Source organism: Amycolatopsis sp. NPDC114503 (assembly GCF_055633655.1).
On the sequence record NZ_JBVKDT010000003.1, the window covers coordinates 829,170 to 843,736 of the forward strand.

The window sequence follows — 14,567 nt, forward strand, 5'->3', positions numbered from 1 at the left end:
CCGATCACTCTCAGTGTGGCCAGCGAGCTGCGCATTGCCCAGAAGGTGTAGTTGACGATCTAGGCGGGACACGGAAAGCGGATGGACATCCCCAGCACAGCGGCCAGATCGGAGAAGTTGACTTTTTCAGTGGGACAGCCGTTCTTCTGGCAAGGTCGTCCCCTGGGATGTTCCGAGGAGGGTCTTGAGTGAAACGCTTCACCGCGCTTGCGGCGGTCCTGATGCTCGCGCCGCTTGCCGCGTGCAGCCCGTCGACGTCGCCGGCCGGGTCGCCGGAGGTGCCGAAGGTCGGGCTCGTTCTGCAGGGCAGCGATCGCGACCACGGGTTCAACCAATTCGGTGCCGATGCGGTCCGTCAGCTTGCTGCCGAAGGCGCGATCTCCGGCGACGTGCACGTGCCCACCGCCGGAGAGACGGATCCGCGGGCAGCGCTGGAGGCCTACGCGCAGAACGGATACGACCTGGTGATCGGGTGGGGCCTGGCCGAATCCGACACGGTCATCGACGTCGCGAAGGAGTACCCGAAGGTCCGGTTCGTCGCCACCGGCGGCCACGACATCCTGGCCAAAACCGGCGAGAACCTCGAGACGTGGACTTATGCCGCCGATCAACTCGGCTACCTCAGCGGGTATCTCGCAGGCCTGTCGAAACTCACTCCGGTCGCCGCGGTCGACGGCCCGCAGGCGCCGTTTCTCAGGGCTCAGTGGGCAGCGTTCGAACAGGGCCTCCGAGCTGCCAATCCCACAGCCCGGATGCTCGCCCCTGTCTTTACGGGCAGCTTCGAGGATCCGCAGAAAGCGGAACAGGCCACCGCTGACCAAGCACGGGCCGGCGCGAAGCTCGTGGCCTGCAATTCCGAGGCCTACAGTTCCGGCGTCGCGGCCGCAGCGCGCACGGCCGGGATCGCGACGCTCGGCATGGCCCCGCAGGTCAGCGACGCCGCACAACAGGTCAACATCGGCCGGGTCAGGGTTGACATGACCGGATTCGTGCGCGACTGGGCCCAGCGGGCGAAGAACGGCGGGTTCGGCCACCGCGGCGCAACCTCGACGCTGGCCAACCGGTCCCTGGTCGCCGCCGACCTGCAAAAGGTCCCAGCCGCGCCCGGTCTGCCCGCCGACACGGCGGCGCGGGCTGCCTCCTTAGCCGATCAGGTCCGATCCGGCCAGGTCGTCATCAAGTGACTGCGGCGCCCGTCGTGGCGCTGCGGGCGGTCACCCGCCGGTACCCCGGGGTGCGCGCACTCGACCAGGTCGACCTGACCGTCCGCCCCGGGGAGGTGCACGCGGTACTCGGAGAGAACGGAGCGGGCAAGTCCACCTTGCTCCGGATCCTGGCCGGATTGGACCGCCCGGACGCCGGCGTCGTCGAGATCGACGGCTCCCCGGTCTCGCTGACCGGACGAGAGGACGCGATTCGCCGCGGAATCGGCCTAGTGCCTCAGGTCAACGGCCTCGTCGGAGAGCTGGACCTGGTCGAGAATCTCGCCTTGACCCAGCCGCAGCGGCGAGTCCGGCGGCGCGCTCTGGCCGCGAGGCTGCGCGAGGCCGTGGCCTGCACCGAGATGAACGTGCCGGTCGACGTGCCCGTCCGCCGGCTCTCCGCCGCGGCGCGTCAGCACGGCGAGGTCCTGCTCGCGCTCGCGCAACACGCGCGTGTCCTGTTGCTGGACGAACCCACCTCGGCCCTCGGAGCAGCCGACATCGACACGCTCTTCGCCCGGTTGCAGGCGCTCGCGGCATCCGGCTGCGCGGTCGTCCTCGTCACCCACCGCGCGGCCGAGGTCCGCGCAGTAGCCAGCCAGGCAACCGTGCTCTCCCACGGACGCATCAGGTTCTCCGGGCCGCTGTCCGACGTCGACGACACCCGCCTGGTCCAGGTCATGGTCGGGCGGCTGCCCGACACCGCCGATCGCCCGCTCCCGCCGTCCCCGACCTCGTCCGGCGCTGCGGCGGCGATGCTGCGCTTGACCGGGGTCAGCGCCAGCAGCGGCGATATCTGCCCGATCCGCGATGTGACCCTTCATGTGAACGCCGGCGAGATCGTGGCCCTCGTGGGCGTGGCCGGCAACGGGCAGCGCACGCTCGCAGATGTCGCCGCCGGACAGATCCGACCCACAACCGGCCGAGTACACCACGGCGGCCGGATCGGCTATGTCCCGGAAGACCGCGCCCAAGGCCTGATTCTGGACCATCCGGTACGGCTCTCCGCCGTCGCCGAACGGATCGGCGAGCCTCGCTTCGCCGGGCGCGGCGGCAGACTCGACCGGTCCGCGATTGCCAGCTTCGTGCGCGGGCTGCTGCAGCGCCACGACGTCCGCCCGCCCGATCCCGGCCTCCCTGTGGCCGCGCTCTCCGGCGGGAACCAGCAGAAGCTGCTCGTCGGCCGCGAACTCGACGGGAAACCGGCCGTCGCGGTGCTGCACGGCCCCACGCAGGGACTGGACCTGCTCGCCGCGACGGCGATCCGCGGCGAAATCCTCGCCGCGGCAGATGCGGGCGTCGCCGTTCTGCTGATATCGGCCGATCTCGACGAGGTACGCCAGCTCGCCCACCGGCTGCTCGTGCTGCGCGGCGGCCGGATCGTCGGCAACGTGCCGTCAGACCGGCTCCACGACGCCCTCGCCCTGCGGCTCTCGGGCACGGACCTCGCCGGGCCGGAGGAAGGCCTGTGAAGCCGCCCCGCGGAGCGCTTCCGGTCGCCGCATGCGTCGCGGCGGGCGCAGCTCTGATCGCAGCTTTGATCGCGATCACCGGCGGCGACCCGTTCGCGGCGGCGGCAGCGTGGGCGCACGGCGCGTTCGGGCTGCCCGCGAACCTCAGCCACACGTTGGCCGCAGCGACTCCGCTCGTGCTGATCGCCCTCGGCGCTTCGGTGCCGCTGCGCGCCGGAGTCATCACGGTCGGGGCCGAGGGCCAGATGATTCTCGGGGCCATCGCCGCGACCGCCGTGCTGCAAACCCCGGCAGGGTCCGGGCCCGCGCTGCTGGCGCTGCCGCTGGGAGCGGTCGCCTCCGCCCTCGCCGGCGCGGCCTGGTCGCTGCTGCCCGCGCTGGCCCAGGTCTGCAGGGGAGCCTCCGAGATCCTCGCCGCGCTGATGGCCAACCTGGCAGCCGTGCCGCTGCTGGCATGGCTGCTGCGCACCGCGCTGGCCGACCCGGCCGGGGCGGCGACGCCGCGCAGCGCCCGGCTCCCCGACGCGGCGCTGCTGCCGTTGCTGCCGGTGCCCGGACGCCTCACCGTGGCCTCCATCGGCGTCCTGGGCATCGCCGCGGCTGCCTGGTGGTGGCACCGCACGCGCGCCGCGCTCGTGCTGGACATCGCTGCACAACGCCGATGGCTGGGCGAGCGCCTCGGCGCGGGCCCCTGGCGCGCGGTGATCGCGCCGACGCTGGTGTCCGGCGCAGCGGCCGGCGCAGCCGGTTGGATTCAGCTGGCCGGCGCCGGCGGTCGCCTGACCCCAGCGATCGCCGGTGGTCTCGGGTTCTCCGGGCTCGTGGTGGCTGTCCTCGGACGCAACCGGCCCGTCGCGATCGTGCTCGCCGGGATCCTCTATGCCGCGCTGACCACCGGCGCGGGCGGGCTGCAGCTCGAGGCCGGGATCCCCGCTGCCATCGGCACCGTCACCCAAGCCCTCCTGCTCGGAGGGGTCGCTCTCGCGATCGTCGCGGTGCGGCGGCGCGCGGCGCAGCGCACCGGCGGCGTGCCCGCCGCTGACGCTGGAGCCGGGTCAGCGGAGCGGGAGGCCGGAGATGGCTGAGTTCGCCGTGCTCGTTCTGATCGGAGCCGTCGCCGCCGCCACCCCGCTGGTGCTGGCCGGGATCGGCGAGGTCGTACTCGAACGCGCGGGCGCCGGGTGGAACCTCGGGATCGAAGGAACCATGCTCGTCTCGGCGCTCGCGGCCGTGCTGGGATCCCGCGGCGGCGGCCCGTGGGCCGGGCTGGTCGCCGCCGTGCTGGCGGGCGCGGCCTTCGGCGGCCTCTACGCCGCCGGAATGGCGGCCGGGATCAACGTGGTTCTCGTCGGGATCACGCTCACGCTGCTCGGCACAGGGCTCAGCGACTACCTCTCCCGCGCGCTCACCCGCAGTACGGGTGCCGAACTGTCGGCCGACACCCTCCCGGTCGTGTCGCTGCCCGCCCTCGACCGGATCCCGCTCGCCGGCGAATTGTTCACCCGGACCTCGATCGCGACCTACCTGGCGCTCGCCCTGGCCCTCGCGACCGCATGGGCGCTGCGCTGCACCCGGGCCGGACTCCGGCTGCGAGCAGTCGGCGACGATCCCGCCGCCGCCGCCACCCGCGGCATTCCGGTCCGCCGCTACCGCGCTGCCGCCGCGGTCGTCGCCGGCGGGTTCTCGGGGCTGGCCGGCGCCGCGCTCAGCCTGGCCGCCATCGGGGCCTTTTCCCCCACGATGTCGGGCGGGCGCGGATTCCTCGTCCTCGCCGTCGTCATCGTCGCCCGCCGCACCCCGGCCGGGGTGCTCGCCGCCGCGCTGGGATTCGGCGTCCTCGACAACCTCGCCCTGCTCGCCCAGACCCATGATCTGGGGCTGCCCGTCGAACTGCTGCAGGCCGCGCCGTACCTGGCGGCCGGACTGCTGCTCTGCCTGTACCCGCCCGGGCGCGCCCGGCGAGGACTCCGCACCACCGCGACAGAGGAGCACTCATGACCGACCCCCACCCTCTCGGGGTGCCCGAGCACGAACAGCACTGGCTGGACACCGCAGCCGGGCTGGCGACGGCGTTCGCCGCCACCGCCGCCGAACGCGACGAATCCGCCCGACTGCCCGAGGACAACCTGAGGCGCCTGCACGCCAGCGGCCTGGACCAGGCGCTCCTGCCCCGGGAGCACGGCGGTGAGGACCTGAGTTATCGGGCTTACGGCGCGATCGTGCGGACGCTGTCGCAGGCCTGCCCGTCCACGGCATGCATATGGGTGATGCACGTCGGTGCCTTCGCGGGTCTGGTGGAGATGTCGGCTCCGGACACAGCCTCCTACTTCGCTGCCGAACTGCGCCGAGGCGCGCGATTCGCCAATGCGCTGTCCGAACCCACCGGCGGCAATCTCTTCCTCGAGTCGCTGCAGACGGCCGTGCCTGTCGACGGCGGGTTCCGCCTCCAGGGAGTCAAACGGTTCTCCTCCGGCTGCGAGATCGCCTCGCACTTCCTGGTCAACGCCCGCATCGACGGGACGAGCACGTTCTTCGGGGTCACCAAGGACGACAGCATCTCGTTCGTGCCGATCTGGGACACGATGGGCCTGCGCGCTTCCCGCTCCCAGCAGATCAATTTCGACGGCACGCTCTTGCGCCACGAGCGCCGCTGCCCGTCGCCGCGCAGGAGGCGTCCGAATCACATCGGCGCCGGAGTCGCGGCGCTGAGCCTCGGCGTTGCCGCCGGAGCGCTCGCCGCGCTCCTCGACCACGTTCGTTCCCGCAGCCGTCCGACCGGCGAGCCGCTCGCGACATTGCCGTGGATCGGCGAACACGTCGGCGCACTCGTGCCGCGGCTGGAGGCCGCCGACATGTTCGCCCGGCACATGTACTGGCTCGCCGACACAAATTCCCCGCAGTTCCTGCCGGCGACGATGCGAGCGAAACTGCTCGCCAACGACATCGCACGAGACATGGCGGCGTTGGGGGTGAAGGTCGGCGGCGCGTCCGGCTACCTGCGAACCTCCCCAATCCAGCGGTGGTTCCGCGACGCCCAGGCCGGCGGCTTGATGGCCTACTCCGCCGAGGTCTGCCAGGACGCCATCGGCCGCCAGGCGCTCGCTGAGAACGGGGCCGCCGATGCCTGACGCCCCTCCTCCGATGCTGTTCAACGCGTTCACCATGTTCGCGGTCTCCCACCACGCCCAGGGCCTGTGGGCCGAACCGGACAGCACGCAGCTCGCTTACAACGACCCGCGCACCTGGCTGCACTTGGCCCGGGTTCTCGAGGAATCCTGCTTCGACGCGTTGTTCTTCGCCGACGTGATGGGCCCCTACGAGACCTATCAGGGCAGCCGCGACGCGACCGTGGCCGAGGGCATGCAGTTCCCCACGCTCGACCCGGCCGTGCTGATCCCGCTGCTGGCCCACAACACCGAGCACCTCGGGTTCGTCATGACCCAGAACGTGCTGGCCGCGCACCCCTTCACCTTCGCCCGGACCATGTCCACATTGGACCACCTGACCGATGGCAGGGTCGGCTGGAACATCGTCACCACGTTCCTGCCGTCCGCCGGACGCAACCTCGGCCACGGCGGGCTGCCCGGCCATGCCGAGCGCTACGCCCGCGCCGAGGACTTCACGGCGGCCGCGTGCAAGCTGTGGATGCACAGCTGGGAGGACGAGGCCGTGCTCGCCGACCGCGAGACCCGGATCTTCGCGGACCCGGCGCGGGTGCACGCGATCCGCCACGACGGGCCCTACTACCAGCTCGACGGCCCGCACCTGTGCCAGCCCTCTCCGCAGCGCGTCCCCGTCCTGTTCAACGCCGGGATGTCGCCCGCCGGGCAGGACTTCGCCGGACGGCACGCCGAATGCCTGTTCATCAACGCCCAGGATCCCGCCGCGGCCGCGCCGGTCGTCGCCGACGTCCGCCGCGCCGCCCGCCGGGCCGGTCGGGCCCCCGGCAGCGTCAAGATTTTCGTTCCGCAGTCCTACCTGCTGGGCAGCACCGAGGCCGAGGCCCGCCGACGGGATCAGGACCTGCTGGAACGGCAGACGGTCGAAGGCAACCTCGCGCGCGCCAGCGTGTTTGACCACCACGACTACAGCGATGACGACGTGCACGCCCGGGTCGGGGATCTCCGCCGGCGCGAGGTGTCCGATGCCGTGCGGACGCTCCTCGCCACCACGTCCCGCGACGACTGGACTCTGGGGGAACTGATTCTGCGCGCCAAGAACAAACGGTTCGCCGGAACACCGGAGCAGGTCCTCGAGAACATCCGCGCCTGGCGCGCCGCCGGAGTTGACGGGATCAACCTCGAATACGTGATCTCTCCGACGAGTTTCGCCGAGTTCGGCACGCAAGTCGCGCCGTTGTTGCAGAAAGCCGGGCTCATGCAGCGCGAATACCGGCAGGGCACCCTGCGCGAAAAGCTCTTCCCCGGAGGGGGCCCGCAATTGCCGCCTGACCACCCGGCCTGGACCCTCGGCCCGCTGCGCCCGCCCGACCGACGATGAGGACCGCCGCCGGAGGACACCCGTCGGTCCGGTCGGCCATGCCCGGCGATCCGTGTGCCGGCAGGGAGGTCCCTCGCCTCGGCGATCAGGAGCGCCGGCCCGCGCCCTGCATCGAGGCGCGGGCGGCGAGGAGCCGGTTGACGGTCCGTTCGTCCCGCCCTTCGCTCAGCCGGAGCGCGATGTCGAACCGCGCCGCCGCATCCTGCCGGTCCCCGAGCTCGGCCAGGACAATGCCTTGAAGCTCCGCAGCATCGGCCCGCCCCCACGAGTCGGTCGACATCGCGAAATACGCCGCGGCCAGTTCAGCGTGCTCGAGTGCCCGGCGGCGCTGGCCGAACCGGCGGTTGGACCGGGCCAGCGCCAGCAGCGCCACCGCCGAGCCGTGGTGGTCGCCGCGGGCACGGAACATCGTGGCGGCGAGTTCTCCGTGCATGATCGAGAAATCCCGGTTGCCGAGGTCGCGATACACGCTGCCCAGCGACACCCGGCCGGTGGCCTCGCCGATCCACGTACCGGCCGCGTTGAAGGTCTCGACCGCCGATTCCGTCAGGTGCAGGGCTTCGGTGTAATCGCCGACGAGTTGCGCGTTGTTGCCCAACCCCAGCAAGGCAAATCCCAAGGTCCTGCTCGGGCCGCACGTCGAGCAGGATCTCGCCGCGGCCAGATCCATGCGGTGGGCCAGGTCCAACTGGCCGCGCCGCCGGTAGCCTTCGGCGAGTTTCTCCTGTGCCTCGGCCAATTGTTCGATCTCCCCGGACGCGCGCGCCGCGTCGATGGCGATTTCGAATGCAGCAGTCCACGTGTCGACGTACTGGGTGCTGGCGAAGTAGTCGAACCATTCCACGGCGGTGCGCCACGCGTCGAACAGCAGGCCCTCGCGCAGGGCCAGCCGGAGCACCGGCACCACGTTCGCGACCTCGCCGGAAAACCATTCGAACGCGCCAGCGATCGACGCGAAAGCGGATGCGGGCACGTCGGCGGCGGCGGCCATGCGCACGTGGTGGTCCCGAGCCGGGGTCAACGCCCAACTCGCGGCGTTGCTGGTGTGCAGGAAGCACCCGATCAACCGGCGACGCGCATCGCGCAGTTCCTGTTCGCTGCATTCCGCGGCAGCGTCCTGCCCGGCGAATTGCCGCAGCAGATCGTGGAAACGGTGCGACCGCTCGCCGTGGCGCTCCAGGAGCCGAGCATCGACCAACTCGTCCAGCTGCACCTGGGCCTCCGCAGGAGAGACTCCGCCGACCGCCGCGGCGAATCCGCTGCCGACGTACGTTCCGGGATGGACGCTCAGCAGGCGGAACATCCGCGCCGACGGGAGTGTGAGCGCCTCGACGGACTTCCGGATCGCCGTGAACTCGTCAGCCTCGCCGATGTCCAGCAGATGGGGCCGGCGACGGGCGTCCGCAAGCGCGTCGACGTGCTGTGCGAGGCTGGTCTCCGGATCGGCGGCGACGCGTTCTGCGGTAATGATGACCGACAGCGGCGACGACCCGCACAGGTCGACGAGCTGGGCCAGTGCCTCAGGTTCAGCCTCGATCCGGTCGTCGCCGATGATCTCGGCAGCCAGCTCGGCGGCTTCCTCGTCCTGCATCGTGTGCACGCGCAGGAGGGCGGCCTCGTGGTCCAGCACCAGCGCCGAGAGCTGCCGTCGGCTGGTCACCAGTACGGTCGCACCGGCAAGATACGGCAGCACCGGCAGGACTTGGCCCGCGTCGCGGGCGTTGTCCAAGACCACCAGCACTCGCTGACCGCGTTTGCGCAGGTGCTCCCGCAGCAGCTCTTCCCGTTCGGCGAGCGTCGTCGGCAACCGGGCGTGTTCCACGCCGAGCCCGTGCAGCAGCTCGGCCACGATCACCGTGTGAGATGCCGGTTCCCCGCCGCTGTACCCCTTCAGCTCGGCATAAAGCGCAATGTCGAACAGCTCGGTGGCAGCGTTGGCCCAGTAGAGCGCCAACGCGGTCTTCCCGATCCCGGCGGGGCCGCTCAACCCCATCACGGCAGGCGCGTCCGCATCGGGTTCGCGCTGTCGCGCGAACTGCGTCAGCTCCTCGATTTCCCGTGCACGCCCGATGAAGAACGGCGGGCCGAGCGGCAGGTGCACATACGGCGGCCGCCGCGCATGCTCGCCGAGAATCTCCAGCGCGCCGCCTGCGTGCAAGGCGATGTCGAGCAGTGACGCGGCTCTTTCGCTTGGCGCGATCTGCCCGCCTTCCAACCGCGCGATCCCCGTTTTGCTCACGCCGCGCTCGACGCGATCCCCGTCGCCAGATCGAGATCCGCGCGCCTGCGCGACCGCGGCAGTCCGCGCCTCGAGTTCGCGCAGCGACAGGTCGCCCCGCATCGCCTTGAGCTGAACGGCGAACTGTTCCTGGGCGCTCAGATAGCGCGAGTGCGGCTCGCTGATCACACGTGATCCCGCTCGGCGCTCACCGCAGCGTCGGTCGGCGGCGCACTGAGCGCGTCGATGTCGGCGCGCACCTGTTGTGCCTTCACGTCGTCGACGGTGTCGAACAGTTCGGCCGCAGCGATCATCGACGTCCGCGCCTGGTCCGGCTTGCCCAATTCGCGCAGCGCGAGGCCTTTGATGTGCGCCACGTCAGCCCGGCCCCAGGGATCGCCGACCGCCTCGTACAGCACGCGCGCTTCCTCACACGCCTCCAGCGCCTCGTCCAACTCCCCGAAGACAACCGCGGTCCGCGCCATCGGGGCGAGCGCCGACGCGATGCCGTGCAGGTCGTTGTCCTCCCGGAAACCCGCGAGCGCCAGCCTCCCTTGTTTTACGGCGCCGGCATGATCGCCGAGCGCGCGCAGTGCGCGGCCCCAGTGGATCCGGCCGGTCAGTTCGCCGATGCGCGAACCCGCCGACACGAAGGCAGCCACCCCGCGTGCGATGAGAGCGGCCGCCTGTTCCGCATCGCCTTGCGCGTGACGGGTGTTGCCCAATCCGACCAGGGCCCACCCGAGGCGGTGGTGCGGGACCGGCAGCGGCTCCAGCAGTTGGACGGCCTGCCGGTCGAAGCGATCGGCATCGCTGTAGTTGCGCTCGCGTCGGCACGCCTCGGCGAGTTTGTCCGCAGCCTCCGCGATCCAGCCGATCTCGCCTGCCTCCCCCGCGGCCCGATAGGCCACCAGCATGGAACTCTTCCAGACCTGCAGCCCGCGCCCGGTGACGAAATGATCGAGCAAGTCGGTCGGCATCCGCCACGCCTCGAACCACAGTCCGTGGTCGTAGGCGAGCTGCGCCACCGGTGTCACGTTTGCCAATTCGGAAGTGCACCAATCAGAGGCCTTCTGGCGCGTGGCGAAACTCGGCGGGGACACCCCTTCAGGAGGAGATGCGAGGCGGGCGTGATGGTCGCGAGCCGGCATCAGCGTCCACGCCGCGGCGTTGGCCGCGTGCACATACCAGGCGACCAGCCGCCGGATTGCGAGGTCCCGTTCCTCCGCGGCCGAGTCGTCGGCGATCAACTCGGCCGCATAGGAACGAGGAAGATCGTGAAGGACGTAGTAATGCTGATCGAGCATCTGCACCAAGTGAGCTTCGATCAGGTCGTCCAGGATCCGCTGGGCCTTGTCGGCGGCGACGCCGGCCAGCGCCGCCGCGGCCGCGCACCGGAACCTCGGGCCGGGGAACACGCCCAGCAGCCTGAACAAACGCTGGTGCTCGATGTCGAGCGAGTCGAACAGCGCGTCGAAGGCCGCGCGCACACCCACCACGCCGTCGTCGGTGTCCTCCTCCTGCTCGCTGGCCAGCAGTCTGTTGCGACCGCGTTCGGTCAGCGAGTCGACGTGCTCCCGAATGCTGCGGCCCGTGTCCTGCGCGATGAGCGTCGCCGCGATCGCCAGTGCGAGCGGAAGCGACCCGCACAGCTTCACCAGCCTGGAGATCGCCGCCGGCTCTCGGGCCGCGCGTTGCTCGCCGACAATCGCGGCGACGAGCTCACTGCTTTCGGCTGCCGCCATCGGAGCGAGGTGCAGATGAACCGTCCGTGCTTGCAACGCCAGCCCCACGATCCGTCGACGGCTCGTCACCAACACCATCGTGCCCGGCGACTGCGGCAGCACAGGCCGCACCTGCGCGAGGTCGGCGGCGTTGTCGAGCACGATCAAGGTGCGCTGCCGGCGGCGCATCAGGTGCCCTCGCAGCAGGTCCCGCCGCAACTTCTCGCTGGGCGGGATGCTGCTCGGCGAAACGCCGAAACTGCGCAGCAAGTCCTCGAGAATCTCCGTGGTCTGGGCCCGCTCCGCTTCGTTTCCCGAATATCCGCGCAGGTTCGCCCACAGCACCACGTCGACATGTTGGGCCATGTCGTTCGCCCACTTCAGGGCCAGATCCGTCTTGCCGACCCCGGCCATTCCAGTGACCACGATCACCGTCGGCGGGGACGCCGCCGTGAGCTTCGCGCCCTCGTCGTCCAGCCGGTCCAGATCGGCTTCGCGTCCGACGAAGAACCTCGGCGGCGCGGGCAGGCCCAGGTACGGCTCGGCCCTGGCGGCCATCGCCAGCACCGTCACCGCCCCCTGCGCATCGAGAGCCACGTCCAGCGCGATAGCTGCGTGGTGGCTCGGCGCCACGATCCAGCGAACGATCTTGCTGACCAGCCCCGGATCCAGATGCGCACGTTCGGCGAGCTCTTCCTGAGTTATGCCGCGCGCTCTCATCAAGGTCTGCAGTCGCTCGGTGAACTGCTCGGCCGCAGTGAACAGCCGCCGCGGCTTCTGGTCTCGCAGATCGTTGCGGTCCTCGTCAACCACCCGGTCATCCCCTCTTCCCCGGCACAGCATCGTGTCACACGGTGATCGCACTGTCAGGAGAATTAACCGCTCACCGAACGCTCGCCCACCAGCGGGCTCATCGGGTTAACACGCATCAGTCGACTCGGTTCGGACGGTGCGCCCGATCTCGTCGGCGTCCTAGCTGGAACTCTCGGCATGCAATTCGACGACCGCGGTCGACCCGGATCGATCGGAGGGCCGAGAGGCCAGCGCGGCCACGGCATCCGTTCCCGATCTGCCGGGGCGTTACGCTGCGGTCCCGCAGCAGCTGCGCCGGCGAGGCATCGTGCGGACCGGCAACGCACCCCTGGGCGACTCCGCCGAGCGCCTCGCCGCCCAGCTCTGCGACCGGGAACTCGCGACGAACTCGGTTAGTCCTACGACCTGTGCACCCGGGACGGACGCACAGGTCAGGCGAAAGCCGGAGCCGGCGGCCTGGGCAGCAGACCCGGTGCCGTCTCCTCCACCTTCCGCTCGTTCGATTTCGACGTCGCCGTCCTCCTCGCCTTCGGCCGCTCCGACTACAGCCTGATCGAGGCTTGCGAGGTGCCCGCCGACGAGCGGCCCGGCACCGACGTCACGCCCAGTCTCCGAGCGGCGCTGTCGACTCAGCCCCCAGAATCGGTAATTCCCGAGGCCGCAGCGGTTATTCCCGCGTCCAGCAATGCCGTCGGCGGCAGGCGCGCCGACTCCGCGCCGGGTGGGTGTATTGCCTGCGGCAGGACGGCGGAGCGCCATTGCTGCATGGCCTTCGCCAATTCCCGTCGACTCGAGGCGGACCGTCAGCTGGTCCCCGCCGTCCGGCCCCCTCTCGAGCGATTGGCGGTGAGCCGCCGCCCGGGCGGCCGGCAGTCCCCTGGAGCGAAGGGAACCGGTACTCTCCACTTCGAGTGATCGAGGTCACGCAGTCGCCGGGGAGGGCGTTGAAAGTGGACGACATCGCGAGCATGGCCGCTGTCGCAGGGACTTATGCGGCCGGCTATCTGGCCCAGGGCGCGAAACAGCTCGGCGAGAAAGTCCGCGACGCCGCGGTCGAGCGGTTGTGGCAGGTGATCGAACCCCGCCTGCGCGGCACCGCCGTCGGCACGGCGGCGCTCGACGCGCTCGCGGAGCAACCCGACGATCCCGACCGGGCGAAGATGGTCGGCGCGGTCCTCGCCGACGCCGCCCACGCCGATCCCGGATTCGCCGGGCAGCTCGAGCACGCGGTCCGCGAGATCCACCACCGGCACGTCGGTGACGGAGCGACCGCGGGCGGCGCGCAGGTGGTCGTCACCCAGGACAACAACAGCCGGTTCCGGGCCCGCAACGTCGCGGGCGGCGACATCGACAACTCCAAACGCACGATCCGCATCGGCACCGGCGGCATCGTCACGGGCATCGTCGCACTCGTCGCCGTCGTGGGCACCACGTCCGTGATCAGCTACAACGTCGGCGGAAACGACGGCGCCGCCGACGCCGTGCGGCACTTCGAATCCCGCCTGTTCCCCGAAGACCACGGGACGTCCAGCGCGGACATCGCGAAGCAGGGCGGCGGGACCTACCACAGCAACCGGATCCTCAGCACCGACCCGCACGAAGCCGTGCGGAGGGTCTACAACAACATCGCGCAACACGCCTCTGCCGAAGCCTGCGGTCAGATGAGCGAGCAGGCACAGACCAAGTTCGCCGCCGACACCGGCCTTCCCGACTGCCGCACCGCAGCGGAAACCCTCGCCGGCAAAGTCACCACCGTCAACGACTACGCCGAATCACTGCCCAGCTCCGTGGCCGGCGAAACCCCGGGCACTACCGTCGTCATCGACTCCTGCACATACCACGTCACCGGCGGACCCGCGCTCGGCACGTTCACCGTCCAGCAAGTCGACAAAGGCCAGTGGCTCATCGTCGGCCACAACCCTGGCCCCGAGGCATGCCCCGGCTCGTGAACCCTGCGCCGCCCGCGCTGCGGTTCCGCGGATCGCCCGTCGTCGTCGACGACGAGCTGGCTCGCCCACGGTGCGCCCGCAGGAACCGGGCAGATCTCCGGCATGCCGCCCGGACCACTGACCGTCCGCAAAGGACGGTGCTCTCGGCATTCAGGCACTCCGCGCAGAAGCGAGCGCAGCTCTCCCATTCGCGTCTCGCCGCCTCCCCGCCATGTGTCACCGAGAATCGCGTGAGGAATTTCGCGGGATTCGTCAACGCAATATTCGTTTTCCGCAATGCCGGACCCGCCGCACTGTCGATACAGTGCTTCAAGGCGACTTGGCCCAGCTTCGGCGCGGGAATTCTCGTCTCCAGTGTGCAGCACGTCGACCTCAGCGACGAAAGCCCGCCGCCGCCGAACCCGGTCCCAGACCACGAATCCAGGCGCGAGAACGGGTTCCGGCACGACAACGTTGCCCGCCCACGACGCCCGCCCGCCGGCTCGCCATCCGGCGGATGCGGTTCGGCTGGCTCCTTTCGCCAGCCGGCGACTTCACCCCCTGTCGGCGCGGACCCTGGATCCGCAGGAACAGCCGAATGCGACGAGACATCGTTGCCGACGCGCGCGACGTCGCTGGGCCATCCGGATGACGTCGCCGACGTGCCCGGACGTTCCGCCGTGTCGCGCGCCGTGCGGGTGTATCTGTGT

The 14,567-nt window shown here is 70.5% G+C and carries 9 protein-coding genes; 7 read left to right on the forward strand and 2 right to left on the reverse strand.

Annotated elements, in window-relative coordinates; genetic code table 11:
* The first annotated feature begins 188 nt into the window (after positions 1-188).
* From ACZ7OI_RS16435 to ACZ7OI_RS16460, 6 genes are read left to right on the forward strand one after another with little or no spacing between them, the layout of a single operon-like run.
* Positions 189-1,184, forward strand: coding sequence for a BMP family ABC transporter substrate-binding protein (locus tag ACZ7OI_RS16435; RefSeq protein ID WP_470265026.1), 996 nt, complete (start codon positions 189-191; stop codon positions 1,182-1,184).
* Positions 1,181-2,674 (forward strand): ATP-binding cassette domain-containing protein, encoded by a 1,494-nt coding sequence (locus ACZ7OI_RS16440; RefSeq protein ID WP_470265027.1) that lies wholly within the window; start codon positions 1,181-1,183, stop codon positions 2,672-2,674. The genes ACZ7OI_RS16435 and ACZ7OI_RS16440 overlap by 4 nt, the downstream gene beginning before the upstream one ends.
* On the forward strand, positions 2,671-3,759 hold the full coding sequence (locus ACZ7OI_RS16445; RefSeq protein WP_470265028.1) for an ABC transporter permease subunit: 1,089 nt from the start codon (positions 2,671-2,673) through the stop codon (positions 3,757-3,759). The genes ACZ7OI_RS16440 and ACZ7OI_RS16445 overlap by 4 nt, the downstream gene beginning before the upstream one ends.
* Entirely contained in the window at positions 3,752-4,672 is a 921-nt protein-coding gene (locus ACZ7OI_RS16450; RefSeq protein WP_470265029.1) for an ABC transporter permease, read from the forward strand. Before ACZ7OI_RS16445 ends, ACZ7OI_RS16450 begins: the two co-directional genes overlap by 8 nt.
* Positions 4,669-5,802: an acyl-CoA dehydrogenase family protein gene (locus tag ACZ7OI_RS16455; RefSeq protein ID WP_470265030.1), complete on the forward strand. Its 1,134-nt coding sequence runs from the start codon at positions 4,669-4,671 to the stop codon at positions 5,800-5,802. The genes ACZ7OI_RS16450 and ACZ7OI_RS16455 overlap by 4 nt, the downstream gene beginning before the upstream one ends.
* Complete coding sequence (locus tag ACZ7OI_RS16460) at positions 5,795-7,174, forward strand: NtaA/DmoA family FMN-dependent monooxygenase (protein ID WP_470265031.1); 1,380 nt, start codon at positions 5,795-5,797, stop codon at positions 7,172-7,174. The genes ACZ7OI_RS16455 and ACZ7OI_RS16460 overlap by 8 nt, the downstream gene beginning before the upstream one ends.
* Positions 7,175-7,259: 85 nt before the next feature.
* Here the strand turns inward: ACZ7OI_RS16460 and ACZ7OI_RS16465 are convergent, their stop codons facing one another.
* Together ACZ7OI_RS16465 and ACZ7OI_RS16470 are read right to left on the reverse strand one after the other, a co-directional pair.
* Positions 7,260-9,581, reverse strand: a complete 2,322-nt coding sequence (locus ACZ7OI_RS16465) for an NB-ARC domain-containing protein (protein WP_470265032.1) — start codon at positions 9,579-9,581, stop codon at positions 7,260-7,262.
* Positions 9,578-11,929: an NB-ARC domain-containing protein gene (locus ACZ7OI_RS16470; protein ID WP_470265033.1), complete on the reverse strand. Its 2,352-nt coding sequence runs from the start codon at positions 11,927-11,929 to the stop codon at positions 9,578-9,580. Before ACZ7OI_RS16470 ends, ACZ7OI_RS16465 begins: the two co-directional genes overlap by 4 nt.
* A gap of 911 nt (positions 11,930-12,840) precedes the next feature.
* On the opposite strand from ACZ7OI_RS16470, the gene ACZ7OI_RS16475 reads away from it, so the two are divergent.
* Positions 12,841-13,878, forward strand: coding sequence for a hypothetical protein (locus ACZ7OI_RS16475; protein WP_470265034.1), 1,038 nt, complete (start codon positions 12,841-12,843; stop codon positions 13,876-13,878).
* Positions 13,879-14,567: the final 689 nt, after the last annotated feature.